General features: G+C 50.6%; 25 protein-coding genes. 15 read left to right on the forward strand and 10 right to left on the reverse strand.

Going from position 1 to position 26,436, the window contains the following annotated elements:
- Positions 1-38 precede the first annotated feature (38 nt).
- A complete protein-coding gene (locus BD_RS04150; protein WP_011163445.1) occupies positions 39-1,085 on the reverse strand; it encodes an NAD(P)-dependent alcohol dehydrogenase in 1,047 nt (348 codons plus the stop codon).
- A gap of 220 nt (positions 1,086-1,305) precedes the next feature.
- Here BD_RS04150 and BD_RS04155 point away from each other — a divergent pair, with 220 nt between their 5' ends.
- From BD_RS04155 to BD_RS04165, 3 genes are all read left to right on the forward strand, one after another.
- Positions 1,306-2,448, forward strand: coding sequence for an MBL fold metallo-hydrolase (locus BD_RS04155; RefSeq protein ID WP_038450892.1), 1,143 nt, complete (start codon positions 1,306-1,308; stop codon positions 2,446-2,448).
- Positions 2,449-2,463: 15 nt separating this feature from the next.
- On the forward strand, positions 2,464-3,363 hold the full coding sequence (locus BD_RS04160) for a LysR family transcriptional regulator (protein ID WP_011163447.1): 900 nt from the start codon (positions 2,464-2,466) through the stop codon (positions 3,361-3,363).
- 381 nt (positions 3,364-3,744) lie between these two features.
- Positions 3,745-4,614, forward strand: a complete 870-nt coding sequence (locus tag BD_RS04165; RefSeq protein WP_080558978.1) for a LysR family transcriptional regulator — start codon at positions 3,745-3,747, stop codon at positions 4,612-4,614.
- Positions 4,615-4,618: 4 nt separating this feature from the next.
- Here the strand turns inward: BD_RS04165 and BD_RS04170 are convergent, their stop codons facing one another.
- Both BD_RS04170 and BD_RS04175 read right to left on the reverse strand, forming a co-directional pair.
- Positions 4,619-5,707 (reverse strand): cytochrome-c peroxidase, encoded by a 1,089-nt coding sequence (locus BD_RS04170; protein WP_011163449.1) that lies wholly within the window; start codon positions 5,705-5,707, stop codon positions 4,619-4,621.
- Between the two features lie 11 nt (positions 5,708-5,718).
- Complete coding sequence (locus BD_RS04175; RefSeq protein ID WP_041583466.1) at positions 5,719-6,969, reverse strand: ABC1 kinase family protein; 1,251 nt, start codon at positions 6,967-6,969, stop codon at positions 5,719-5,721.
- 133 nt (positions 6,970-7,102) lie between these two features.
- Between BD_RS04175 and BD_RS04180 the strand changes: the two genes are divergently transcribed.
- Complete coding sequence (locus tag BD_RS04180; protein ID WP_011163451.1) at positions 7,103-7,507, forward strand: thiol-disulfide oxidoreductase DCC family protein; 405 nt, start codon at positions 7,103-7,105, stop codon at positions 7,505-7,507.
- Positions 7,508-7,536: 29 nt separating this feature from the next.
- Entirely contained in the window at positions 7,537-7,842 is a 306-nt protein-coding gene (locus BD_RS04185) for a TIGR03643 family protein (protein ID WP_011163452.1), read from the forward strand.
- A gap of 2 nt (positions 7,843-7,844) precedes the next feature.
- Here the strand turns inward: BD_RS04185 and BD_RS04190 are convergent, their stop codons facing one another.
- Positions 7,845-8,399 (reverse strand): GbsR/MarR family transcriptional regulator, encoded by a 555-nt coding sequence (locus tag BD_RS04190; protein ID WP_011163453.1) that lies wholly within the window; start codon positions 8,397-8,399, stop codon positions 7,845-7,847.
- Positions 8,400-8,455: 56 nt separating this feature from the next.
- Between BD_RS04190 and BD_RS04195 the strand changes: the two genes are divergently transcribed.
- From BD_RS04195 to BD_RS04210, 4 genes are all read left to right on the forward strand, one after another.
- Positions 8,456-8,890, forward strand: a complete 435-nt coding sequence (locus BD_RS04195) for an OsmC family protein (protein ID WP_011163454.1) — start codon at positions 8,456-8,458, stop codon at positions 8,888-8,890.
- Between the two features lie 12 nt (positions 8,891-8,902).
- Positions 8,903-9,604, forward strand: a complete 702-nt coding sequence (locus BD_RS04200; RefSeq protein WP_011163455.1) for an alpha/beta fold hydrolase — start codon at positions 8,903-8,905, stop codon at positions 9,602-9,604.
- A 3-nt stretch (positions 9,605-9,607) separates the two neighbouring features.
- Complete coding sequence (locus BD_RS04205; RefSeq protein WP_041583694.1) at positions 9,608-10,324, forward strand: SDR family oxidoreductase; 717 nt, start codon at positions 9,608-9,610, stop codon at positions 10,322-10,324.
- 90 nt (positions 10,325-10,414) lie between these two features.
- On the forward strand, positions 10,415-11,632 hold the full coding sequence (locus BD_RS04210) for a J domain-containing protein (RefSeq protein ID WP_041583467.1): 1,218 nt from the start codon (positions 10,415-10,417) through the stop codon (positions 11,630-11,632).
- A gap of 15 nt (positions 11,633-11,647) precedes the next feature.
- Here BD_RS04210 and BD_RS04215 read toward each other — a convergent pair whose 3' ends face one another.
- Both BD_RS04215 and BD_RS18150 read right to left on the reverse strand, forming a co-directional pair.
- Positions 11,648-14,152: a hypothetical protein gene (locus tag BD_RS04215; protein ID WP_041583468.1), complete on the reverse strand. Its 2,505-nt coding sequence runs from the start codon at positions 14,150-14,152 to the stop codon at positions 11,648-11,650.
- A 201-nt stretch (positions 14,153-14,353) separates the two neighbouring features.
- Positions 14,354-14,581, reverse strand: a complete 228-nt coding sequence (locus BD_RS18150; protein ID WP_162145203.1) for a hypothetical protein — start codon at positions 14,579-14,581, stop codon at positions 14,354-14,356.
- 373 nt (positions 14,582-14,954) lie between these two features.
- Between BD_RS18150 and BD_RS04225 the strand changes: the two genes are divergently transcribed.
- The 4 genes from BD_RS04225 to BD_RS04240 are packed head-to-tail and all read left to right on the forward strand — an operon-like array spanning position 14,955 to position 19,115.
- Positions 14,955-15,713, forward strand: a complete 759-nt coding sequence (locus BD_RS04225) for an ABC transporter ATP-binding protein (RefSeq protein WP_011163460.1) — start codon at positions 14,955-14,957, stop codon at positions 15,711-15,713.
- Between the two features lie 10 nt (positions 15,714-15,723).
- Complete coding sequence (locus BD_RS04230) at positions 15,724-18,201, forward strand: cation-translocating P-type ATPase (RefSeq protein WP_011163461.1); 2,478 nt, start codon at positions 15,724-15,726, stop codon at positions 18,199-18,201.
- 56 nt (positions 18,202-18,257) lie between these two features.
- A complete protein-coding gene (locus BD_RS04235; protein WP_011163462.1) occupies positions 18,258-18,719 on the forward strand; it encodes an Hsp20/alpha crystallin family protein in 462 nt (153 codons plus the stop codon).
- 57 nt (positions 18,720-18,776) lie between these two features.
- A complete protein-coding gene (locus BD_RS04240) occupies positions 18,777-19,115 on the forward strand; it encodes a rhodanese-like domain-containing protein (RefSeq protein ID WP_050792899.1) in 339 nt (112 codons plus the stop codon).
- A 13-nt stretch (positions 19,116-19,128) separates the two neighbouring features.
- On the opposite strand, the gene BD_RS04245 is transcribed toward BD_RS04240, so the two are convergent.
- On the reverse strand, positions 19,129-19,605 hold the full coding sequence (locus tag BD_RS04245) for a hypothetical protein (protein ID WP_011163464.1): 477 nt from the start codon (positions 19,603-19,605) through the stop codon (positions 19,129-19,131).
- 18 nt (positions 19,606-19,623) lie between these two features.
- Positions 19,624-20,514 (reverse strand): CBS domain-containing protein, encoded by an 891-nt coding sequence (locus tag BD_RS18155; protein WP_041583469.1) that lies wholly within the window; start codon positions 20,512-20,514, stop codon positions 19,624-19,626.
- Between the two features lie 145 nt (positions 20,515-20,659).
- Between BD_RS18155 and BD_RS04255 the strand changes: the two genes are divergently transcribed.
- Together BD_RS04255 and BD_RS04260 are read left to right on the forward strand one after the other, a co-directional pair.
- Positions 20,660-22,111, forward strand: coding sequence for a trypsin-like peptidase domain-containing protein (locus tag BD_RS04255; RefSeq protein ID WP_041583470.1), 1,452 nt, complete (start codon positions 20,660-20,662; stop codon positions 22,109-22,111).
- A gap of 105 nt (positions 22,112-22,216) precedes the next feature.
- A complete protein-coding gene (locus tag BD_RS04260) occupies positions 22,217-24,775 on the forward strand; it encodes a U32 family peptidase (protein ID WP_041583471.1) in 2,559 nt (852 codons plus the stop codon).
- Between the two features lie 31 nt (positions 24,776-24,806).
- On the opposite strand, the gene BD_RS04265 is transcribed toward BD_RS04260, so the two are convergent.
- Complete coding sequence (locus tag BD_RS04265) at positions 24,807-25,088, reverse strand: chorismate mutase (RefSeq protein WP_011163468.1); 282 nt, start codon at positions 25,086-25,088, stop codon at positions 24,807-24,809.
- 19 nt (positions 25,089-25,107) lie between these two features.
- Positions 25,108-26,325, reverse strand: a complete 1,218-nt coding sequence (locus BD_RS04270; protein ID WP_011163469.1) for a class I SAM-dependent rRNA methyltransferase — start codon at positions 26,323-26,325, stop codon at positions 25,108-25,110.
- Positions 26,326-26,436 lie beyond the last annotated feature (111 nt).

Consider the following 26,436-nt stretch of genomic DNA (forward strand, 5'->3'; position numbering starts at 1 on the left):
CAAAGAGGCCGGTTTCCCGGCCTCTTTTTTAACTGTTTTTAGATTTTCCCCATGTCCAGAACGAATCGATAGCGCACGTCGCTTTTTAGAACGCGTTCGTAAGCCACGTTCACCTGATCAGGTGTGATCAGTTCGATTTCCGGAGTGATATTGTGTTTCGCGCAGAAGTCGAGCATCTCCTGGGTTTCTTTCAAGCCGCCGATCGCAGATCCTGCAAAATTTCGACGCATCAAAATCAGCGGGAAGACGTTTACAGACAGAGGCTTGTCGGGAGCTCCCACAGACACCAGCGTCCCATCCAGTTTCAGTAAACTGAAATAGCGCGCCATTTCAAGATCCGCCGATGAAACCGTGTTGATGATCAGATCAAAGTACATTGCATTGTCCTTGAACGCGTCGGCGTTTTTGGTCAGCACAAAGCGATCCGCACCCAGCTTTAAAGCGTCATCACGTTTGCTTTCGGAGTGGCTCAGCACGGTGACTTCGGCACCCATGGCCTTGGCCAGTTTCACACCCATGTGTCCCAGGCCACCCAGTCCCATGATAGCCACTTTTTTGCCGGGACCGGCTTTCCAGTGCGCCAGTGGGGAATACAGCGTGATTCCTGCGCACAGAAGGGGAGCCGCCTTATCCAAAGGCAAAGAGTCTGGAATGCGCACGACGAAGCTTTCTTTGACAACAATCACGTTCGAATAGCCACCTTGAGTGATGCCGGAACCATCACGCTCCATAGATCCGTAAGTCAGGGTCTGACCTTCCATGCAGTACTGTTCCAGATCCTGTTTGCAGTGCGCGCATTCGGCACAGGAATCCACCAGGCAACCGACGCCGACATGGTCGCCGACCTTGTATTTGGTGACCTTCGGGCCTACCGCGCGGACAACGCCGGCAATTTCGTGACCTGGCACCATCGGGAAATGGCCCGGTCCCCATTCATCACGCACCATGTGAATGTCCGAGTGGCAGATGCCGCAGTATTTGATGTCGATAACAACGTCATGATCTTTCGGGTCGCGACGCTCAAAAGTGTAGGGTTTAAGAGGTGCTTTGGAGGTAGGGGCCGCCATGCCTTTAGCCTGGATCATAGGAGTTCCTTTGTTGAATGTTTCATGATCAGAACCAATAGTACGGCACCGGCCGTCATTGAAAAACCATCTTCGTCTTTATGTGCTTTTAAGAATTACTTAACAATTTCTGGCATTTGTATTGTTAAGCAATGCTTAATAACGCATGAAGAAAGGGTTCATTCTCCTTTATAGTTAAATAGGGCTATGATTTAGTAGATTCAAGACAAGCTGGAGATTTATGCGTCTTTTAAAAACGGTCCTGATTGTACTGCTGGTTGGTTGTCTGTTGGGTGTGGGAGGAGTTGCGATGGTGGGTTGTTCTTCATTTGGTTCTTTGCCTTCCGACGAGCAAGTGGCGGCTTACCAAAACTCTCTGAACTATGACAAAGAAAGAAAGGTGTTTGTTAATCGTCGTCCACGTCTGGTGGAAGAAATGCGCAAGCGCACAATGAATTTTGCCACCACCAAAGAATTCCTGTTCGGTGGGGATGCGGAAAGAATTCCGAGTGAGGCTTTGCCAGAGGTCAGAACTGATTTTGCCAGATTCAGTCAGGCCGGTGATGACCTGAAGGTCGTCTGGTTTGGTCATTCCAGCGTGCTGATGAAGCTTGATGGCAAGAATGTTTTGATCGATCCGGTGCTTTCAACATCCACGGGACCCTTCGGTTTTATGATGAAGAGATTCCAAAAGCCGGTGATTGAGCTTTCTGAATTGCCTGAAATTGATGTGATCATCGTTTCCCATGACCATTGGGATCACTTGGATATGGATTCGATCAAATTCTTTAAGAACAAGTCCACTCGGTTTGTGGTGCCCCTGGGGGTGGCGGCGCATTTGACCGGATGGGGTATTGAAGCCAGTCGCATTCAGGAATTGGACTGGTGGCAGGGGGTGGAAATTGCCGGCATTAAGTTCACGGCAACTCCTGCCCAGCATTTCTCCGGGCGGGGCTTTACGAATCAGAACAAATCCCTGTGGGCTTCGTGGGTGATCAAAAGTTCCAAGCACAATGTCTATTTCTGTGCGGACTCTGGCTATGACACGCACTTTAAGGACATAGGTGAAAAGATGGGGCCCTTTGATTTGGCCTTTATTGAAAACGGCCAGTACAACGAAAAATGGCGTGAGGTGCACCTGTTGCCGGATGAATCCATCCAGGCCTTTAAGGATCTGAATGCGAAAAGGTATTTTCCGATTCATTGGGGCATGTTCTCGCTGGCGCTGCATTCCTGGTCTGAACCGATTGAGAAGATTTCTGCAGCCACGGCCCGTGAGGGAATTTCGTTGGTAGCGCCGCAGATCGGTGAGGTGGTGACCATCAATGATCAATATGTGACTCAGACCTGGTGGAAGAAGAACAACAGCGCCAAGGCGGATTAACCAAAGGAGTCTTCTGTGCAAAGTGATCAGCTGGATGGTTTGATAGCGCTTAAACTCGTGGCCGAAAGAAGAAACTTCACTGCGGCGGCAACAGAGCTGGGTGTTTCCGCTTCGGCGGTCAGTCAGGCAATAAAGCAGCTTGAAGGCCGTTTGGGGGTGGCGTTGCTCAGTCGCACCACCCGCAGCACCAGTCTGACCGAAGCTGGCGAGCAGTTTTTGGCGCAGGCAGGACCGGCGCTGGATCAGATTCTTTCTGCTCTGGCCAATGTGGGAACTTATGCGCAAAAGCCTTCGGGGCTTTTGCGCTTGAATATGCCTCGGATGATATATCCTTGGTTCTTGGCGCCCATCATTGCCAGCTTTCGTAAAAAGTTTCCCGAAGTGGCTGTGGAGTTGTTCTTTGAAGACGCCACTTCAGATGTAATCGGGCAGGGGTTTGATGCGGGTATCAGATTGTCCGATGTTTTGGCCAAAGACATGGTGGCGATGAAGTTGGTCGGACCCGTTCGTTTTGTGCCGGTGGCCTCACCGAAGTACTTGAACAAGGCTGGGCGTCCCAAGCATCCCAAGGACTTGTTGGGTCATGAGTGCATTGTCAGTCGAATTACGCCTGAACGAATTTATGATCGTTGGGAGTTTGAAAACAAAGGAACCGAATTTCAGGTTCAGGTGAAGCCTGCACTGATATTCAATGACTCAGTTCTGGCTTTGCGTGCCGCCCTTGATGGTTTGGGAATTATGTATGCGGCAGAAGAAGCGGTCAGTGACCAGCTGTCGTCTGGAAAGCTGGAGCTGGTGTTGAATCAGTACTCAACCACCAGCGCCGGGTTCTATCTTTATTATTCCAAGCGCTCTCAAGTTCTGCCAAAACTAAGAGCTTTCATCGATCACCTGAAGGCCGAAGGCGTGGTATAGCTGCTTACCAGCATCGGTGGTGGCAAGTGGACGGAGCGCCTCCTGCGCTAACACATTCTTCAATGCACTCTTTGATGAAGTCTCTGACCTTGAGGCTTCGCGGAATGTATTTTAAGCTGACATCCTCTGGAGAACAGAAAATGTAGTCTCCGGCCCATCCGTCACCGGTAGAGCAGATATAGTGATTGCCGTGTTCGTCGCACGCGCCTTCTGTGTAACTACATACATATTTTGCGGCCTGGGCTGGCAGGGCTGACATTAATAACAGTCCAAATACTAAGACATATTTCATCGTTATTTCCTTTCCTGGCGGGTTCTGCCGCTAAAGTAGTCATATTTATTATTGAATAAAAGTTCATTAAAGTTATATATAGTTAACCTATGGATATAGGACGAGTTCGATACTTTCAGGTGTTTGCAGAAACGGGGTCGTTAGTCAGGGCGTCGGAGGTGTTGCACGTGTCGCAGCCGGCCTTGTCCAAGGCGTTGCGCTTGCTGGAGCAAGAGGTGGGCACAAAGCTGCTGGAGCCCGAAGGGCGGGGATTGCGCCTGACCCCGGCGGGCCAGCGTTTCAAAGATGAAACAGCGGGCTTATTGGACCAGTGGTTGAAAGTGCCCGAAAATCTGCTTCGTTCCGATTCGGAGAAAGTTCCCTATCGCCTGGGTTCTTTTGAGGTGTTCACCACTTATTTTCTGAGTCACTTGCTGAAATCGGTCGATCTTGGTCCGCTGGAGCTGCATGAGTACCGTCCTGGTCGTCTGGAGCAGGCCATCGCAGAGGGAGTCGTGGATATCGGTATCACCTATGCGCCCATCCCGAAATCCGGGGTGGACTTTACTGAAGTCACAAAAATTAAAATGGGAATCTTTGGTCTGAAGAAGTTCAAAGGCCTGAATTGGAGTGAGCTTCCGTTTGTTGTGCCGCTGCTTCCGACACAAGGCACGCCATCCAAAGTACAGGGCTTGGATGGCTGGCCGGATCATGAATTCAATCGCCAGATCCTTTACCGCGTCACCATGATGGAGTCGGCCATGGAGCTATGCCGGCAGGGGCTGTGTGTGGCCTATCTGCCGGAGTTCGTGGTCAGCTTGCACAACAAAGCACTGCTGCCGGATTACCGTTTGATCGAGCTGGAATCACCGCTTTCCCAAAAAGAGCGAAAGCAGAGTGTGTTTTTAATTCAGCGAAAAAACAATCCTGAAAGCACACTGTACCGACAGATTGCCAAGAGCCTGCGTAACTTGGGTTAAGGGATCACAGTGGCTCTGGTCCTGCGTAGGGCTGTGGCGAAAGCGTCGGAGCAATCCGGAAATCTTTTGGAAGTTCTCCGGTCAGACTCTGCAGGAAGGCTTTGATCAGGCTGACCTGATCGTCAGTCAGATCCTTATTGAGCTGAAGTTTGCCCATCCAACGAATTGCCGTTTCCAGATCCTTAGCCGAAGCATCGTGGAAGTAAGGTGCTGTCTCATTGATATTGCGAAGTGAGGGCACTTTGAAGACATAGAGATCTTCATCCTTCTTGCTGATCTCCTGGCGTCCCTTGTCCGGAGTTTTGGATTTGGTCACATTCCAGTAGTTCTGAAAGACTCCGAACTTTTGCATGGTTCGGCCACCTATGGCTGTGCCATTGTGGCAGGAGGCGCACCCTACAGTTATAAACTCCCTTAGGCCTTTTTTGGCCTGAGCGGAGATGGCCTTGATGTCGCCCTCCAGAAACTGATCAAAAGGCGCCCGGGTGGTCAGTGACCGCTGATAGATTCCCAGCGCCGCGGCGGCATTCTCAAGCGTCAACGGGGACTTGGAATCCGGGAAGGCCTCTTTAAACAGAGGTTGGTAGCCGGCCAGCTCGAATCTTTTTAAAGCCTCCTCGACAGAGGAGTTTCCATAGCTTAAGTGGGTGGTGAAAGAACGCAGGGCCTGATCCTCGATGCTTGTTCTGTCATTGCGCCAATGAACTATCTCCTGGTACTTAAGGTTCAGGATGGATTGAGCGTTGCGTGCGCCTTTGTTGTTATTGAAACCCGCAGACTGCGGCAGTCGGTCCGTGCTGTAGTACTGAGGTTGATGGCAGCGAACGCAGGTGGTGCTGCCGTCCTTGGAAAGTCTGTAGTCAAAAAAGATCTTTCTGCCCAGTTCGATCTGGGCACTGGAGACTTTGTCAGGCGCTGCCGTTTTTGCCGGAATGATTCCAAACAGTGCTTTTGCTGTCTTTGCGAGGTCTTTGTCGCTATCAGAAGTCGCTTTTGAAGCGGTATTTTCCGACATCGCTTGGGTTCCTGAAAAGAGGAGGATCCCGCAAGTCACCACAGACAAAGCCCAGAACCGTTTAAGAGTTGTTTTCAAGAGACCCCCTTTTATGCATTGATATTAGCTGTTTCAATCTGTTCCCAGTATTCACGCAGATCCAACTCGACTTCAAGTTTTCTCAGTGCAGCGAAGACACCCCCAAGCTTGCGATGCAAAAAGATCAGCTTATGAGGTGGGGGAGAATACTTGAGACTTTGCACCAGCTGCCGGGAGAGCCGGGCATTTTCCTTAACAAACTTGTCGTTCTTAAAGTCGAACTTTCTGCCATTGGCATTTTGAAAGAACGGGCTCATGCCAAGTTTCAAAAGTTCGACGAACACCATTTTGGCATCTTCAGACTCGCGTGAGTCCAGCAGTCCAAATTCGATGGCTGTCGTCACGATCTTTTCCGGCGAGGTGCTGCGGATAGAGCGAAGAAGCTCAATATAGTTCTTTCTAAACTCTGGAGGATAGTGCCGGGAGGCGCCGAAGTCCAGAGCGACAATTTCCAGCTCGGGAGCCTCGCGGATCAGGAAATTTCCAGGATTGGGGTCGGTTTGTACGAAGCCCCACACAAAAAACTCCATGACATAAAGTTCTAACATGGACTTGGCGATGAGCTCGCGTTTTTCCACGGGGGGACGGGTGTCGATCCATTCCTTGAGTGTCAATCCATGTTCGTAGGTCAGACACAAAACTTTGTTGGTGCTGAGGCGATTCAGTGGCTTTGGTGTCTTGATTCGGGCGTGTTTCCAGTCGTGAGAGTCAAAGAGCTCTGTAAAATTTGAAAGGGCCTTGGCTTCGTTAAGATAGTTTACTTCCTGTCGCAAGACCTCTTCAATTTCCGCAAACAGAGAGTCCAGATTCATGCTTCTGCCAGTCAGCAGGCACAGCGTGGACATAAGTCGTTTTAAGGCTTTGATGTCATTTTCGATGGATTGTTCCAAATGAGGATACTGCGCTTTGATGACGATGGGCTTGTTTGCCACTGTGGCTTTATAGACCTGTCCCATGCTGGCGGCTGCAAAAGGTTTATAATTTATGTTTTGCAGTTCTAGAAGCTGATCGTGATTCAGTTCGGCTTTAAGCACCTGGGCAAGGTCAAGTTCAGGACTGTCAAAGGCCTGATTTTGCAGTTGCGACAGGATTTGGATAGCTTCCGGAGGGAAGTAGTCGTCCAGATCCAAGCTTAAAAGCTGACCGGCCTTCATGGCAGCTCCACGCAGGTTCCCCAGGCTTTCGGTAAGAATTTTGGCCTGCTCGATTCTGGATTGAATGTCGCCGGAGGTGAGCTCTTTAAAGCCGATCTTTGTTGCCATTTTTGTAAGCTCAAGCGTTCGTTTCAACCGACTGCTAAAGATAGATCCCATTGCAAGCTCTCCTGGGGTGAAGGCTGGAGGATATTGACATTTAATATAGTTCATACTACTATGAACCAAAATGGAGTTCAAGATGGAAAAGCCAAAAAGCACGTCTCATTCTGGAATCACCGTTTATTATGATGGGCTCTGCCAGCTGTGTTCACGCGAGATAGCTCATTACAGGAAACTGGAGGGGGCTGAGAATATCGCGTTTGTCGACATCACCTCTTCGGGTTTTGACGCAAATACAGAAGGCCTGGATCCACATAAAATTCATAAGAGTCTTCATGTTCGAGATTCTGAAGGTCAGATCTTTACAGGGGTTGAGGCCTTTATTGTGATATGGACTCAGTTAAGAAGTTTGAAAAAGATTGTGCCTTTTGTTTCGTTTGCTCCGGTAAAAAAGACGCTGGAGGCAGGTTACTTCCTGTTTGCCAAAATCCGGCCTTTGCTGCCAAGGAAGAAATGTTCCGACAGCCCTTATTGCAAGACATAGCCGGTATTAAATAAGTAAGAAAGGGCTGTATGGGAATTTCAAAAGTGCTAAGACAGAAGTTTGCCGGTTTTTCGGAAGAAGATCGCGCCAGACTTGTGCGCATGGGCTGGGAGGATCGGACGACTTTTGATGCGATCGCGGTGCAGTTCGGGCTTTCACCAAACGAGTTCGTTCACTTTATGCGAACCGTCCTGTCGGCGAATGCTTTTAGTCGCTGGCGACGTCGTGTGTTTGAGCAGGGGCAACTGAAGAACGAAAAAAGACGGGGATTTAAGGTCACCCGTTTTAAGTGCTCAAGGCAGTCAGTGGACGGAATTACGAAAGGCTGGAAATAGTCCTATTTTTCAGCTTTCAGCGCCTCTTCAGTCCAGCAGGCCAGGGATTCTTCATCACTTTGTCCAATGATAAAATTCAGGGCAAATTGCGCTAAGGTGATCATCTGTCCAAGCTCTTCGACACGGTCGTGTTGAAGCAGGGATTCCTGCTCGCCTCTTTTTTCGTGGATCTTGTGAAGTGTCCCGAATTTTTCTTGAGTGGCCGCAATGATCTTGGCTTCCCGCTCTTTAAGAATGTCTTTGATCACAGGGATGACATTTGGGGCCGCCGAGTATCGTTTTGTTTTCTTTCCATCTTCCGTCATCAGGATAAGGCCATAGGCTTCCAACTCGGAAAGAGCAGGGCTGATCAGGGCTTTAGAGACGCCCAGTCTTTGAGTCAATTCGGCGCCGCTAAGGCTGGTCTTTGACAAAAAGACCTGAGTCCAAATTTGGCCGTGAATTCTGCGAAACCCCCAGTAACGAATAAAGTCCCCCACGGACTCTGACAGGTCACGGAGTTTATTGATTTCAGCTGTGGCGGTTGACGCGGTTGTTTTTTGGTCTGCTTTTCTCATTTAGTTCATGCTACCATGAACTAAAGTCACCATCAAGGTGCGGAGGAGAATTTGTCATGAACAAGTATCCAATGTTTTTCAAGGCGCGGGCAGAAAGCTCCGCCGGAATTCAGAGCCTTTGGGACTCTCAATCAATGTCTGTCGACTCTGGCGTTCGCATGGCGATTCCCGCCGAATTTGAGGGCCCAGGGGGAGGTTTCAGCCCTGAAGATCTTTACGTCATGGCATTGCAGAATTGTTTTGTGGCCACCTTTAAAGTGTTCGCAGAAAAATCGAGACTGGCTTATGAAAAGCTTCGCATTGAGTCCGAGCTGACTGTGGACCGCGATGAACATGGCCGGCCGTGGATGGCACGTTGTTTCTTTAATGTGCATCTTGAGGGCGCAGAGCAGATAGAGAACGCAAAAAGAATTTTGGCCCGCGCCTCAGAAAGTTGTATGATTCTGAATTCGGTCAAAACGGAGAAGGTGTTTGAATTTCATGTGTCTTAAAAGGATCGGGGCATGATGCCACTTGAAACAATCGTATTGCTGCCGGGATTTTTGTGTGATGAGCGCCTGTGGGCCCCTCTGGTGCCGGTTTTTTCCGAACGCTACAATGTTCGCGTGGTGGATTTGAAGCATCCTCAGAATCTGGATGCCATGATTGAAGAAGTGGGAAAGACTTCCGACCAAGCTTTTCATCTGGTGGGCTTTTCCATGGGCGGGTATATCGCCGAAACTTTTGCCACCCGTTTTCCTGAACGAGTGCTGTCTTTGTCTTTGGTGGCGGCCAGCGTTGGGGCCTTGTCTGAAAAAACGCGGGCGGCACGCCTGAAGATGGTGGGACTTTTAAGACGTGGAAAGTACAACGGCATTTCGGAAAAAGAGATGGATCGTTATATCCACCCCGATTTTCTGAAGGACCCGCAAGTGGTCGGCCCCATCATGCAGATGAGTGCCGACTTTTCCTCTGAACAGTATATCAACCAAACCTTGGCCACTGTGGACCGAATCGACAAAGGCGCAGCCTTGCAAGAACTGTCGTTCCCGGTTCTGATCGTGGCGGCGGCCAATGATCGGGTGGTTCCGTTGGAGTCCTTGAAGAATCGTCATGCCCAGATATCACGCTCTAAGTTCCGGGTGATTGATCATTGCGGGCATTATGTGCCGTTGGAACAGCCAGCCGAACTGGGTCAAGCCGTTCTTGATTTTGTCGGGCGGTGAGTGGTGAAACAAACGTGGGGCATCATTGGCTTGGGTTGGTTGGGGCAGAAGCTTTCTGAACACTTAAGTCAAAAAGGCATCGAAAACTGGGGCACCCGCAGTCAGGATTTTGACTGGGGTTGTGATGATTTTCCGACCAAACCCTGTGATGTGCTTTTTCTGAATACACCGCCGCTGTTGCAAATCAATCCTGAAAACTTTGTTGCCAAAATTCCGACAGGTGGTTATCGCCGGATTATTTTTATCAGTTCGATTTCCGTGTATGGCAATCAAGCCGGCAGCATCACTGAACAAACAACGACTGAGCCCATGACAGACAGTGCGCGTTGGTTGGTGGCTGTGGAAAATCTTTTAAGTGAGAAGTTCACCGGTAAACTGACGGTGATTCGTCCCGGGGGTTTGGTTGGTGGCGACCGGCACCCTGCCAAAAGTTTGTCGCAGAGTCAGCGGCCTTGCGCTGGGAATTCAGCCGTGAATCTGATTCACCGTGACGATCTGGTGCAGATCATCTGGGCGGCGGCTCAGGCAGAATCAGCCTGGCCTGTCATTAATGCTGTGACGCCATTTCATCCTGCAAAAAAAGAATACTACGGCGAGTGGACGGCCGCGCGGGGAATGGCTCCTGTTTTATTTACTGATACACAAGAGCCTTCCAAGATTGTGCGCTCGGATGTTCTTCCCAAGATTTATTCAAGCTGGCTTCGTCCGCGTTTGGACTGATTGGTTTTTCAGCAGCACTGCCGATAGATTTGGCAGTTCCGTGTTTTTATTAGCGATGACATCGGAGGCGTGGTAAAGGGATTGCCTCTTATGCATCATGATGTTTCTCTGACGGATGACCAAAATATACGCAAAGATCTGTTCTTTGCCTCGTCGAACCTGCTTAAGAAAATCCGTCAGCTTGAAAAAGACCACACGGACTTTCTGCTCTGGGATCAAATCCTGTATCAAGACTGGTACAATCTGACGTTCCGAGACGAGCTTCAAGCCGGTGAACTGCTTGAAAAACGTCATAAGGTGCTGACCACCTTCCAAGTGCATTTGAAATACGTCGCCAACACCTCGAACGTTCCTTTGGAGCGTGCCTACTGCATGTTGAAAGAGGAAGAAAGCCAGTACCAGGCGGGTGATGATGTGTGGAAGTTTGTTATCGACAAACTGAGAAAGAATCGCTTCGACACCGCGACCAGAAGTTCCGCTGTCGCCGGGGAGCCACTGCCGATCCCTGAAGATGGACCGGCCATCAACTTTGCTGAAATTTTCTTTAAGGACGATTCTGCGCTGAGCGGTCTTAGACGTCGTGCGCGCTCAGTGTATCACTATCTGAATGATATTGACGATGGCATGATGGCCCGTCACTTGTCCGTTCCGATGGCGGGATATCAGTTGTTTAAAGAGACGTTCCAGATTGCCATGAAGTGCGGGGATTGGAAGCTATTGGGTCGTTTGTGGAAAGCAGCCGATCCCGCCTATCAGCAAAGATACCTGCGCAATATGCCGGTGCATTTAAAAGACTTCCTTCAGCAGATCATTGCCGAAAATGCCAGTGAAGAAGCCCTGGAAAAAGAGCAGGCCGAGGCTGAAAGTCTGCTTCGCACCACCTATCGTAAACTGGCGCGCCTGCTTCATCCGGATAAGCAGATCGGTGTTTCGAAAGAACATCAGGATTGGGCTTCCATCAAATGGCAGCGTGTGCAGGCGGCATACAAAGCCCAGGACCACGATGCGTTGAAACGCATCGAGCTGTTATGCATGGCCGAGCTGGGCCAGCTTAATGATTTGACCACCGATGAAATCTATCAAAGCTCGCTGGTGTTGAATGAAGAGTACGAAGCGCTCAAGAGGAATCTGAAGGCCTGTCGCAAGCACCCGGCGTGGAAGTTTTCCAGCCGTCGCAGCTATGAGACACTTAAAAAACAAGCCCGTCTGGAGCTGGAAAAGCGCTTTGGCCCTTTGGAGGCCGAAGTGCACATGCTGGAAAGCCTGCTGAAAATGCTTTCGGCGGCAGAGAAGCAGGCCGTTCATTAGTCCGCTGTGGCGGGCCTACTTCGTTTTACCCAAAGTCATGAATAAAACCATATTTCTGCGGTTGAAGTCGCGGAAGGCGCAGATGCGGCTGGAGCGATTCAATGAAACCTGCATTTGCTTGCTGACTTCGGCAGCGTTCAGGTTGCGATGAAGCTCTTTGGCATACGAGACATTGTACTTTTCAACGTCGGCTCCAGGAATCGGACTTTTTAAAACCGCGTCCTGGCAGAGGTTTTGCAAACCTGTTTGGTTCACAAAGGCCAGGCCCTGAATGCACATCTGCGAGCGAATATAGCGGGCGTCATCGAACTCGCTTTGTGGGCCGCTGGTGCTGCCGATCGCTGCGTAGCGATCTGAGTTCTTAAACCAGTAGTACAGGGACTTCGGAAGCACCGAGAAAATATTGTGGGCCGGAGAGACCTCTTTGTCGTCGACCATGTCCTGCAGAATTCTGCCGTAGCGGCTGAAGAAACCATCAGGTTTTCCGTTTTCAACCTGTTTAAGATCCGCGACGGCAGAAATGACACTGTTTTTTAGAAGGGCTTCCAACGCCTCGATATTCCCCAAATTGATCCGCAGGCCCATGTTCAGGTCATTCTGAATCTGCGCCGGATTGCCATTGTAGGTCTGAAGCATTTTATCAAAGGCCGCCATGCCCGAAGAGACAAACAGCTCTTGTTGGTACTCGGTGAAGTTCACCTTGTTTTTCACCAGCAGAATATAGTCCTGATAGACGAAGTTCACCATGCGGTTGGCAAGGAACCCGGAACGGGACAGCATGACGTTGAACTCGGCATAAACCGTATTCACCAGGGCCTCGTAATTCGCAGACATCGCATCAATTTGTTCCGGAGTCATGTGGGACAGATCCTGCTTTTGTGCCAAGAGGCGACCTTGATTTTCAACCCGCTGATAGGCATCCAGAATCTTTTTGATACGCACTTGGGTGTCGACCACCGCAGGCAGAATGGAGGCATCGCCATCGTATTTGGCGGAGCGTTCTTTGAAGTGTTCCAAATACTGATTGATCGCTGTCAGGCTGTCTTTCACCGTGTAGTTGATATCGATCATGGATTCATTCACCAGGGCTGATTTGTCCACGATGTACCATTTGTTGAAGTATTCAATGGCCGAGATGTTGGCCTCCTGAACAATTTGCTTCATGTTGTTGCCAATGGTTTCGGCCAAAACCACAGGGTCTTGAAACATCGGTAAAGAAGTCATATTCGCTTGCAGCCATTCATCATAGGCCAGTTTGGGGAATGTCTTTCCCAGAACCTGGTCAGGGGTGGGCATGCCGATCAGATCAAAAGGGATCGTGATGGGTGTTCGGCTCATGGTAAAGAAGTTGGTTTTTGATTCACCAAAGCGGGACCCGCCGTTCATGCTGGATTCGATCTGACCAATCAGCTTCAGCACGGCATTTTGCTTTGCCAGCAAAGTGGGCATGGATTTGATTGTGATGACGGCGGTGTTATAGTCACCCAGCAGGACTTTCACGCCTTTATAAAATTCGGTCACCTCTTGCAGAATCTTGTTTTGAAACTCGGCATCGGTCGGCAGTTTTGGATCCACCCCGATTTGAATTTTCTGAAGCCACTTGGTCACGTTGGGAACATGCGTGTTCAGGACATAATATCCTGCAAACGGATTTGACGGGGTCACTTTGTTGTTGTCTTCACTGCGAACACGAACATCCTCCATGCCTTTTTGAAACAGCGACATGCCATCGCGGTTGTGGCAATAGGATTCGGTGGTGACTTCCATCAGGCAGGCCATGGAAGCGGTGAACTCCTGTTGATTTAGTTTTTTAAGAACGGAAGCATACTTTCCATTTCTCATAACGCCCGTGATTTTAGAGATCGTCGTTGCCAGATTGCTGCCCGAACCACCTTCGCCGGAGGAGGCAAAAGAAGAAACCACCTTCACCGCGGCCGCGATGTAATTGCCGAAGGCCGTGGAAGAGGAGTCTGTCAGACATTCTTCCAGCAACGGGATGCTGTCGATCACCTGATTGGTCAGTTGCAGGCCGGTATTGGCCCCGCGCTGCAGGCGTGTGTTGAAGTCTGTCATGCCGGAGGCCATGGAGGTGGCGTCCTGCTGGACTTGCGCACCCAGCGTGGCGCTTTCGATTGACCGGTTCATCATCAATTGCAGAACCTGGCCCTTCATGTCCGGAGAGCTGATCAGGAAGTTTCTTAGGGCGCTGATTTCATTAGGCAGTTGAGACAGGCGGCTGGCGCGCTGAGGTGTATCTGAGATCATTTTTACCTGGTCTTCAAGGCTTGCCACGGCACTTTGCACGGAAGCACCCAAAGCCTTGCAGCTCGGATCGTCCCGCAACTGAAGGGTGATTCGGCGCAGTTCCTGAGTGTTGGCCAAAGCAGTCTGAGTCCACACACCTTGAGAGGCGCAAGCTCCGCCAAAGGAGTAGGCTGACGACATGCCGGATTCGCCAGCATAACTGTTTAAAGTTATCAACAGTACCGATGTTGCCATCAGAATTTTGTTTCGCGCCATTTTTACCTCACTGACAGTGATACAAAGCAAGAGGCGGGCCAAGCGGCGGCGGGTGCAGTCTATTCAAGGTAAAATCCAAACTGCAGATTTGTGTATCACACTGAGTTGTGGCTCGATTGGGTGCCACATTTGAAAAATTGCGAACGTTAGACAGGCCGGACAATTTTGGCTTCACCAGGCTGTGGCAGTCAGACTGAATACTTAGACTATCAGGATGTCCCAGCACGAGGTTTCCAGTTGCAGCCATTGCACCGGGTGGTCACGCCAGGTGGCAGGAATCGCAGGCTCTGACAACTTGGGAAGTTCCGCAGGGCCCGAGGAGCGTACGAGCAGGGCCCAATAGGGTGACAGCTTTTTGTAGCCCAACTGTCGCAGCAAAGGTGTTTCACGATTCTCAAAGAAGACTGGCGCTGGGAGAGTTGAGCTCAATGAAGCTTTATTCGGAAAAGCAGGATCTTCCATTAAAAATCCTTCAAGGGCAAAGCGTGGGGAAAGTCCAGGGGGGAGGCTGGGGCGACTCTGTGCAAAGCCCGGTCTTAGAGGAAATTCATTGTCGGGCCTTTCGGCTGACAAACTTCTTTCGTCGATTATTTCGATAAAGCGAGCGCAGAAGGGACCGTGCGCAGAACTGAGCCAGAGGTCATAGATCAGGGCTCCGTCTTCGTCAGGCGCACGGACCAAGTCCAAGCCCCATTCCGTCAGTAAATGGGGGACCCGGGGCGTAAAAATATAGCTGTAGGTCAGGTGACACTTTTCCACTTCTCTCCTTTATGTCGTCATAAAGAAAAAATAGAATGGTCCTATGGATCATCCGGCGATCAAGCTTGATCATGTCACAATAGAGTTGGGCGGAGAAGTTGTATTAAGCGACGTCTCGCTGGAGGTTCAGCACGGCGAAACTCTGGTGATTGTGGGCCCCAGTGGTGCGGGCAAAACGGTTTTGCTGAAAACCATGGCGGGCATCTATAAACCCCTGAAGGGGCATGTCTATTGTGAGGGTGAGGACTGGCAGGATCTGCAGTCGGAAGAGAAAATACGCCTGGCGCGCAAAATAGGAATGCAATTTCAGAAAAGTGCGCTTTTTGATTCCATGAGTTCCTTTGAAAATGTGGCCTTTCCTTTGCGTGAACACACAACAATGAATGAGCAGGAAATTGAATCCCGGGTTCGAGAGTGTCTGGCAGAGGTCGGTCTGTCGCAGGCGCAGAATATGATGCCCCATGAGCTGTCGGGGGGCATGAAGCAACGCCTGGGGATTGCCCGGTCTCTGGCGCTTCATCCCGAAATTATTTTCTATGATGATCCCACCGCGGGGCTGGATCCGATTAACACCGATATTCTTCTCGACTTGATTTTGAATCTTAAAAAAGAACATGCTTCAACCATCATCATGGTCACCCACAGCCTTTTGTGCGCCTATAAGATGGCGGATCGGATTGTACTTGTGGGGAACAAACAGGTGATAGTGGCCGGGACGGCGGAAGAGGCTCAGCACTCTTCTCATCCCCTGGTGCGTCAGTTTGTCGAGGGGATCATGGAAGGACCCTTGAAATGGGATTAGAGGGGCAGGCATGAAAACCACTTCTTTTGGAAATCTTAAAGGGCTGGTCTATCGAAGTGGCGGGTTGATAGATTCTGAGCTGGCAGAGCAGCGGTCCCGCTTCCCCGCAAATGACATCGTTGAAGTTACAGGAAATCCCTGGATAGAGATCTTCGCGGACACGATCAAGGATCCAATGATTTGGTTTCTGGTGGGAGTCGGGCTGGCATTCTTTCTGACAGGCGAGGTTGCAGACGGAATCACTTTGTTCGTGGCAGTTCTTCCGCTTCTGTTTATGGATGCATTTTTACACTGGAGAACCCAGGCCTCAACGGCAGCCCTTAGAGGGGACCTGTCTTCGTCCGTTAAGGTTTATCGAAATGCTGTCGAGGTTGAGGTGGATTCCCGGGATCTGGTGCCGGGGGATCTGGTTCTGCTGAGGCAAGGGGATGTGGTTCCGGCCGATGGAGTTTTTGAAAGCTTGCAAGGTCTGCAAGTGGATGAGTCGGTGCTGACCGGAGAGTCATTTCCAATAGTCAAAAAGGCGACGCCTCTGGAGCCGTTTTTCCGGTCTTGCGCTGATGAGGTGCGGGTGCCATCAGAGATCCTTGGAGCTGCGGGCACGAGAGTTCTGACGGGGCATGGAACCCTCAGAGTCATTTTCACGGGTGCCAGCACATCCTACGGGGAAATTGTCCGCTCCGTTTCCCGTGTGCCGCACGAGCGCACCCCTTTGCAACAAGCGATTGGGCGGCTGGTTCAGATTCTGATATTTCTTTCCGTCGCTTTATGTCTGATTCTGGCGATGGTTCGATTCAACCAGGGATATGGGTGGCTGGACGCTCTTTTGAGTGCCGCCACTTTGGCGGTGGCAGCCATCCCGGAAGAATTTCCGGTCGTGTTCACATTCTTTCTTGGAGTTGGCGTTTATCGATTGGCTAAAAAACGGGCGCTTGTCCGGCGCGCTGTCAGCGTGGAAAACATCGGAAGAGTCACACACATTTGCACGGATAAAACCGGCACGATCACCGCGGGGCAGTTGAAGCTGGCGCATTTTGAACCGAGCAAAGGTGATGTTCAGACATTGCTGGGAACGGCATTGGCATCCTCGAGTTCTGAATCGGACCCCCTTGACGCTGCAATCAAAGAGGTTGCGCAAGAACGGGGATTGACAAGCAAAGCCAGCCTCCTGGTGTTTCCATTTACTGAAGACCGGAAACGCGAAACTGTGATTTCGCAGGAAGTTGGTGGTCCCTTTGTGGCAAACATCAAGGGTTCGCCAGAAACAATTATCGGAATGTCTCGCCTTCTGTCAGATGAAAAATCAAGATGGGAGGGACAAGTTTCCCAGTGGGCCCGAACGGGCCATAAGGTCATTGCCGTTGCCAGAAAGAGTTCTTTGGCACCCTTTGAACAAGAGCCGGGTGCCGAACTGGAGTTCTGTGGCTTACTGGCCTTCGAAGATCCTGCCCGACCCGAAGTGGCCGGAGCGATGGAATACTGTCGCAGGAATGGCATTCGGGTTTTAATGATTACCGGAGATCATCCAGAGACCTCTGCGGCAATTGCCAAAGATGCTGGCTTGACGATTGCTGAGCCCGTTGTTGTGAGTGCGGAGGACGAGCCCCTGAAGTTTCAGGAGGAGTGGCTCCACCGCCACGCTGATTTTTTGAAGAACATTGATGTCGTGGCCCGCTGTACCCCCATGCAGAAGTTGAGGATCGTTTTGGCGCTGAAGCACTTCGGGGAGCTGGTTGCAGTGACCGGTGATGGTGTCAATGATGTGCCGGCGTTGAAAGCCGCTGACATCGGCATTGCCATGGGGGAGCGGGGCTCACGAAGCGCGCGGGAAGTTTCTTCAATAATCCTGGCCGACGACAACTTTTCAACAATAATCAATGCGATACGGGAGGGCCGGCAACTTTTTAAAAATCTAAAAATGAGTTTCGAGTATCTTCTTTTAATCCATATTCCGCTTGTCGCAACGGCCGCTGTCTTACCTCTGGCGGGGTATCCATTGGTGTATCTGCCGGTCCATATTGTGTGGCTGGAGCTGGTGATCCATCCCACCGCACTTTTGGCTTTTCAAGCGCCAAGCACGGGCACGCGGGATGAAGTCAACGCTCCTCGAATTTTTTCTTCATTTCAGGTTCTTTGCATCTGTCTTGCCGGGGTTGCCGTGGCGGTTCTTTTGGGCTGGGGATTTGTCAGAGCATTGAGTGAAGGGGCCTCTCCCGAGCGGGCCCGTTCGGGAGTAATGGCCCTGTTAACTTTATGGAGTGCGGGAGTTGCTGTGCAACTCACCCGTTTTAAATCCGAAGTAGCCATCATCATTTCCACAGTGACGGTGCTGTCTTCGATGGCCCTGATTCAGAGTTCGGAGTCTTTGACCTTTCTTCGCTTGGCACCGCTGTCCCTGGTGGAATGGAGTGCCGGTGTCGTTGTCGTGGGACTGCTGACCGGCATTCTGGCGTGGTCCCGCAGATTGTTTCAATGCATTCCAGGATGAATCATATTTCCTTCTGTTTTTGCAGTGCCATACTCTACGTTTAAAAAGGAGTGTTTATGGCGAATCTACCTAATCCATGGCGTGAAAGATCTTTGGCTAATCCCTTCAGAGAATTTGGCCGACACCAGGAGCGTATTGACCGATTGTTGAATGAGCTGATGGAGCTGAGAAGCGGGACCCTGGGTGAAGACATGAGTCTTATGCCTTCCAGCGAACTCGTCGAAGAAGAAAAGAATTACCTTCTGAAAGTCGACCTTCCTGGAATCAAAAAAGAAGATGTGAAGGTTGAGGTGGAAGGGGATCGTCTGACCATACGGGCTGAAAGACGATCCGAGAAAGAGGAAAAGAGTAAAAAGAGATACTTCTCTGAAATCTCTTACGGATCCTGCATGCGAAGCTTTGCTCTGCCCCAGTCGATCGACGAAAAGAAAGTGGATGCAAAGTTTGAAAATGGGGTGTTGTCAGTGACAATTCCAAAAACCACAGAATCAAAAAGCAAGCAGATCTCGGTTCATTGATTCAAAATGGGCCGGATGTTGCTTGCAATAGCCGGCTCTTCATTTCCGGAGAGTTCTATGAAAAAGAAAATAGGCCTCTTTCTTATTTTTGTCGGCTCTTTAGTTTCATCAAGCGCTCTTGCCAAAGAGGTTCTGCTCGATGTGCGCACACCTGATGAATATTCCCAAAGTTACTTGCCCGGAGCCATCAATATCGATGTGTTGGACAAGAACTTTCGGACTCGGGTGTCTGAATTGAACCGTGATGACGGTTATAAAGTTTATTGCAGATCAGGCAAGCGGGCCACCCAGGCTGTGACGGTCATGCGGGAACTGGGTTTTAAAACTGTCACCAATTTGGGTGGCTATGAGGAAGCCCAGCGCCGCCTCAATCTGAAGCCTGTGCACCCAAAGTGATGATGCGGCTCTTTTACCGCAAGCCAGTGCCGGGATAGTCGTACTGTCGCAGGTATTCGTAGAGTTCCTTTTTGTCTTCCCCCGTTCCGACGATGGTCTGCATTTCTTCCAAGGCCCGAAACATGAGATTCAGGCGTCGCTGATCGGCATCAATAATTCTGCTGGTGAGTTCATTGATGTCTTTGGATTTGAATTTTTTAGTGGCTGCTTCCTTGAACAAGAGGGACTTCATCTGGCCAATTTCTTTTCGGATCTGTCGGGAGTCAGCATAGGTTCTCAGGTACAAGGCATTGAGTTTGGTTCTTTGTTCCGTCGTCATTCCGGGAGCCGAGGAAAAGACATCTGCGGCCCGTTGGGCTATTTCTTCCGGGGTGTCGGCGGGCCTTTCGGACTTGATACGTTGATCCAGATCTGTGGCTTCTTTGGATTTGGAGGCACAGCCGGCGATTGTCAGAAAAGTTGCGATTGTAAGGGCACAGGGTTTCAACATATTCTTCTCCTGGATTTGTCAGGTCAACAAGGACCGGGAATAAAAAATCTGGATGATCTCTTTGGGAAGTTCGCGCTCCAGCTTTCTGATCTCGCTTGACGAGACAGCTTTGGACAGGGCTCGCCAGAACCCCTGCAGCAGTTCCTGGGCCTTTTTAGGCGTAACTTTGAAGTTCTTCTGAGTCTGTTCCAGAATAAGTGTGGCAGTAATGGATCTGTCAGCCGGTGAAACTTCTGAAAGCAATTGCATTTGCAGTTCGTGCGGCAGCTGAGCCAAAAGTTTCGTGCCTGGTTTTTCAGGAACTCGTCCCAGGATCATTGTCAAAGACTCCAGGGCCAGCCTTTTGGCGCTCACCCGGCTGAGGCCGGTGTTTTCCGTGATGGACTTTAAGAAAGCGAACATGGCGTGCTCTTTGTGCTCCTGAGAGCGAAAGATGCTTTTCAGGCGGCCACGGGAGTGCCTTTCATGTGTCGTTTTTAGCTGAGAACGCAGAATTTGCACCTCATCTTTTTTGTCAATCAGCCCCTCTTTGACAAGGTCATCCAGTGTGATGATACCAAGACATGTCTGTTTTCCGTTCGGTCGGCTGCGCACCACGGGAACGCGCCGGATGGCATATTTTTTCATGAGGTCTATGACATTTTCCAATGTGGCGGACTCGTTGACGTAGAGCAGGGAGTGTTGGGTGATTTCCCCCAGGGGAACTGAGGTTTCCATGTTTTTAAGAGCCAAAGCCAACGCCAGATCACGGTCAGTAAAAAGACCTCGCAAGACGCCGTGCCCGTCGGAGACGATGACACTCCCAACGTGGTTGCGATTCATGGCCAGGGCTGCTTGTCGAATGGATTTGTCTTTCTTTAGGATGATGGGTTTGTGCAGTGGAAGAGTTTGCACGCTGGGTGATTTCATGGTGGGGCTCCTTGATTGTCTTGAGGATGTCACTCCAGAGGCGGGCGGGCCAGTTACGTGGTGGACATGAACTGGCCCTTGCTCTTTGACACCCGCATGGCCAGGAGATGGCGTTGCCATCAACCCAAGTCTAAGATTTTGGGCTATGTCCCCAAAGATTTCCAGCATGGCAAAAAAGGCCCACGAGGCCACGCGAGCTGTCGTTCGTATCCTTGTACAAGGATTTAGCGAAACGGATCCTCGTTCTATTTTGGACCCGCGCTTTGCTGCTCCGGAACAGTGGAGCGCCTCCGGATTTTTCATCCAGCTTCACGGGGAGTCCGGATACATTCTGACCAATTCACATGTTGTTCGAAACTCTGTGCGTATTGAAGTGCGATCGACACTGACCAGTGACGAGACCTTTCGTGCCGAAGTGCTGGGAATGGTGGAGGATCTGGAGCCCGACGTGGCTCTTTTAAGGTTGGGCCGGGAGGACATTAAACGTTTTCTGAAACTGACAGGTTTAAAAAAGATCCCGGCATTAAAGCTGGGCTTTGACGTGAAGGTGTATCGTGGGGAGGAGGTCAAAACAATCGGATTTCCCTTGGGTGTGGATGAACCTCATTTCTCTGGCGGGGAGATCTCGAACTTTATTGCCGGCTCGGGCGACACCACTGAGCGCATGGTTACCGATGCGGCCATTAATTTTGGGAACAGTGGCGGGCCGGCTCTGGTGGAGGGAGGCTGGGTTGTCGGCATTAACACCGCCGTCATTGAGGGCGCAGAAAATTTCAGCTTTATCACCCCGATTCATCTCGCGAAGCATGTTCTGGAAACCTTTCTAAAAAAAGACAAGGCCTCACTTTCACGCTTGGGATTGTTGATTCAGAAGAATTCAGATTGGAACAGCCGGGTGTTGGGGGTTCCAGCGGATGCCGGCGTGATCGTGCGCAAGGTATTTCCAGGGAGTCCTGCGGCGTCCATGGGACTGCAAAGCCGGGATGTGATTTTGGCGATTGCCGGAGAGGCGCTGGATCGACATGGCAATGTGCTGCCGATGGCAAGTGACCGTAAAAGAAATATTTATGACGCTATTCACGATGTCCCTGAGGGCGGTGTGTTGGATGTCGCCATCCTTCGGCGGAAAAAACATCTGAATTTACGAGGCAGAATGTTTGCGTGGGAGTCAGGCGAGATTTCGCGCAGGCCTGTTTTGGTCGACAGGGCTTATTTGTCCTTTGGTGGGATGATCTTACAGGATATCTGTACGGATGTTGTGTCCGCCTTGATTGCATTTGGATACAGCCGGGATCAGATTCTTCGTGATTTCTATCTAGGGGGATCCAAGCTGGTGGTCTCTTATGTGGTCCCGGGCAGTCCGGCCGATGAAATGGGCATTTCAGTGGCTGACTTCGTAACATCGGTGCAGGGGGCGCCGGTGGGGGATGTGCCTTCATTTGCCAAAGAACTCACCTTGGCAAGGGGGCGGAAACCCGCCAGTATTTTGGTTGAAATGGTCTCTGGGGCCTTTGGAAACTTCATGACCTCCAGGCTGGCAGCGGAGGATCTTGAAATTCAGATGATGCGAATACCGGGATCCGCCACTTTGGGGTAGGAAAACATTCAATACAAGCCCCTGTAATTAATAAAAATTTCGCATTTTAAGGGGGCGCCGGGATTCTGCTTGCGGAAATCCCTGGGGACTGGCTTATTAGCCTGCATGCAAACACAAAGCTTCAAACGTCCTGAATTGTTACTTCCTGTGGGTACCAAAGAGATGGCTATGGCCGCCATCCATAACGGGGCTGATGCCATTTTCATGGGTGTACCGGGTTTCAATGCCCGCGGGAGAAGCTATGATTTCCAAATCGAGGAAGTCAAAGAGATCATCGACACCTGCCACCTGTACGGCGTAAAGGTGAATCTGGCCTTCAACATTCTGATCTTCCAAAACGAACTGCACAAGGCTGCCGAGACTCTGGAAAAAATTCTTCCGCTAAAACCCGATGCCTTCATCGTTCAGGATCTGGGCTTGGTGCGTTTGATCCGTCAGATGGCGCCGAATCAGCGCGTGCACGGTTCCACACAGATGAGCATCAGCAATGCCGAAGCCATCACCTGGCTTGATGATCTGGGCATACAGCGCTTCGTATTGGCGCGTGAAAACTCGATCAAAGAAATTCACTCGATCAAACAAAACACCGACAAAGAAATCGAAGTCTTCGTGCACGGCGCTCTTTGTGTGAGTTATTCCGGTCAGTGTTTCACATCCGAAGGCATCGGTGGCCGTTCCGCCAACCGCGGTCAGTGCGCTCAAAGCTGCCGCTTCAACTACGAGATGTATGTCGATGAAGAAAAGCGTGACCTGGGTGGGAAGTCCTTCCTGGTGTCCCCGCAGGACCTTTGCGGCATCAACGAAGTGCCAAGCCTGCTGGAGGCCGGTGTGGACTGCTTCAAGGTCGAAGGCCGTTTGAAAACGCCTGAATACGTAGCCACCGCGGCTCGCAGTTTTGATCAGGCGATTGAGTCGGCACAAAATCATCAGGCCTTGATGAATCCGGTGCTTTTGAAAAAACAAATGGCCACCGCGTTTTCCCGGGGCTTCTTCAGCGGCTGGTTCCATGGCGTCGATCACCAAAGACTTGTGGAAGGCACATTCAGTGCCCACCGTGGTTTTGAGTTCGGTAAAGTTGTTCGCGTCAAGGACAGCTCTTTGGAAGTCGAACTGACCGAAGAAAACATCCAGCAGGGTCTGAAAGCCGACTTCATCCAGGCCGGTGACGGTGTGTTGTGGGTTTATCAGGACCGCAACGGACAAAGCGCTGAAAAAGGCGGATTCGTTTTCGCCGTAAAATCCCTGAATACCCGCCGTTTTGAATTGGAATTTTCTCGCGACATCAACATGAGTGAGCACTTCATGGGTGCTCGTGTGTTCTACAATCACGACAAGGACCTGAAGCGTGACGTGGCTTTGAGCGTGGAAGACAAGGAAAGAAAGAAGCGTCTTCCTGTGTCTATTCATGCAGAGGCGTCTTTGGGACAGCCTTTGAAGGTCACTTACACAGATGGTCGTTACACCGTTTCTGCAACGTCTGCAAACGTCTGTGAGCCTGCGAAATCCAAGGGTTTGAACTCTTTGGACTTGCGTGAAGAGCTGTTTGCTTTGATGGGAAGCCCGTTCCGCGGGCATGAGTTCACTTGCGAACTGGATGCTTCGACGCCGTTGTTCCTGCCGGCTCGTCAGGTGAAGGAATTGCGTCAGCAGTTGGTAAAAGAACTGACGGAGCTGCGCATTCAAAATGGCGCAGCACCAGAACTACTGACCGCCTTGGCGGTTGGTGAATGGATTGAAGGCAACAAGACGGCTGAAAAGGCTGTGCCGGGTGCCAAGTTGAATCTGCTTCTGCGTGAAAAAGGGCAGGTGGAAGACTTCGTGAACGCCATCAAATCCGGCGATCTGACGACAGCGGGATTGAATCTGGTGATCCTGGATTTCGAATTCGGTTTGGATTTTGAGCCCAGCTTGAAGCTGCTGAAAGAAAACGGCATCAAGGTGGGTATTGCCACCACCCGTATTTTGAAACCGAATGAACACCGCAATGTGAAGCATCTGTTCAATTTGAACCCGGATGCGATCCTGGCCAGAAACCTAGGTGCGGTTCAATGGCTGCAGGCCAATAACTATCAGGGCCAGATCCTGGGTGACTTCAGCTTGAACGTGACGAACCACCTGACGGCGCAATACCTGCTGAACAAGGGCCTTCACAGCCTTTGCCTGGGCTATGACTTAAACAATGTGCAGGTCAGTGAACTGATCCAAGCCGGTCAAGCCGCGCAATTTGAAGTGACGGCTTATCAGTACATGCCAAGCTTCCACATGGAGCACTGTGTGTTCGCAGCCTTCCTAAGCAAAGGTTCCAGTTTCAAAGACTGTGGCAAGCCATGTGAAAAGCACCAGGTGAAACTGAAAGACCAATTCGGCAACTGGCACCAGATCAAACCCGATCAGGAATGCCGTAATACCATGTACAACGGAACGTCCCAGTCGGCGGCCCGCTATGTGAAGGAATGGGAATCTTTGGGCTTGGGTTATATCCGCTATGAAGCCTTGAAAGAGCGTCACTCCGAGCTGATTACAAAAATTCAGGGCCACTTGGATTTCATCAGCGGTAAAAAGGATCTGGAGTCTTTGATCAAGGATCTGGGGAACGTGGAAAGTTATGGTTTGTCAGAGAGCCACTTCCAAAGAGAAAAAGAATACCAAAGTCGTAAGAAGTAATAAAAAAAGGGAGTCCAAAGACTCCCTTTTTTTATTCAAATTTTGAGCGAAGATATTTTTCGTATTCCCGAAGGACCGAGTTCATGACCCCTTTTAGGAGTTCATCCATCGCCGGATCCTGGCCTTGTTTCCCGTCCATATTGACGAAGTCTTTTAAGATTTGTTCTTCACGTTCGGCATTGAAGAAGGGCTGGCCTTCCTGCTGTTTGATTTTCCACACGGCCATAGTCAAATCACGGCGGCGCAAAAGCAGAGCATGCATTTCTTTATGAACCTGATCAATTTCCTGACGAAGACTTTGGATTGTTTCCATAGATAAAAGACCTTCTAAATTAGTCCAAGCGGAACAGGGCAAACTTCAGATAACGAAGCTCTTCCATCGCCAAAGGATAAGGGTGATCCACCGGCTGACCGCCGATGTAAACCAGCGTGGCTTTCTTGCGTGCGCGGGAAAAGGCTTCCTGGCAGATATCCATGAACTCTTTGGTCGAGATATGGCTGGAGCAGGAACTCGCCGCAAACAGGCCTTCAGGGTTCACCAGTTTGATGGAGTTGGAGAATACCTTGGTGTAAGCGGCCTTGGCTTGCTCAACCGATTTTTCATTCGGGGCAAAGCTAGGCGGGTCGGTGATGACGATATCGTATTTTTTCTTTTCCGTGTTCAACTGCTCAAGATAGGCAAAGGCATCGGTCGCCACATCATGGTGAACTGTCTTAAGGTCGTTGATTTCAAAGTTGCGGGCCACGGCCTGAATAGCGACTTTGGCGATATCCACGCTGGTGACTTCTTTGGCGCCACCTTTGGCGGCAAAGATGGAAAAGCCGCCAGTATAGCTGAACAGGTTCAGCACCGTTTTGTCTTTGGCAAAGTGTTGAATCATTTTGCGGTTGTCACGTTGATCCAGGAAGAAACCGGTCTTGGCGGCGTCACGGATGTTGGAGGCGAACAAGACTCCGTTTTCAAGGAACTGAACTTCCGGCGCCAGGGTCCCCACGATGTTAACACCTTTTTCTTCAGCGTCGTTACGGCGCTTCAGGTACACGCATTTCACCTGGGGGAAGGCTTCCTGGATTTTTTCGGCAATGGCCGGGGCATTCCAGGTCTTTTCCATGATCGGGTGATCGTGTTTGATCACGGCCGTGTCGTTGTAAACGTCCACGATCAGGCCCGGCAGGCCGTCGCCTTCACCGTTGATCAGACGGAAGGAATTGGTCACAGACAGATCGAAGGTTTTGCGAATCTCCACAGCCTTGCGCCACTGGTTTTCAAAGTAAAGTTCCAGGGTGCGCTTCATGTTGTTGCGGCGGAAGATGGGCTCTTCGGCCAAAACCAGAACTCGGAAACGCAATTGAGTGTCGCCCTGCCAGATGCCCAACGCCAGGGCTTCGCCCTTATAATTTAGCATATGAATTCCGGATTTCAGATTGCGGCTGGGATCAAAACAGTTGGCGAAAAGCCAGCGATGACCTTGCTTTAAGTGTTTGGTCACGTCACGTTTTAGCTCGATGGTTTCAATGGTGTTTTCAAATGTGACGGCAGCAGAAGTCATAGTTCGGGGTCTCCAAAGCGAGGGCTCTTTTTATGCTAAATCGTCCGTCTTCGCAAGGTGTTAGCAGGGGCTTAGCCGGGGGTACTTAAGGGGGTGGCAAATTTACAGGCC

The sequence above is a fragment of the Bdellovibrio bacteriovorus HD100 genome, assembly GCF_000196175.1.
Lineage (GTDB): Bacteria > Bdellovibrionota > Bdellovibrionia > Bdellovibrionales > Bdellovibrionaceae > Bdellovibrio > Bdellovibrio bacteriovorus.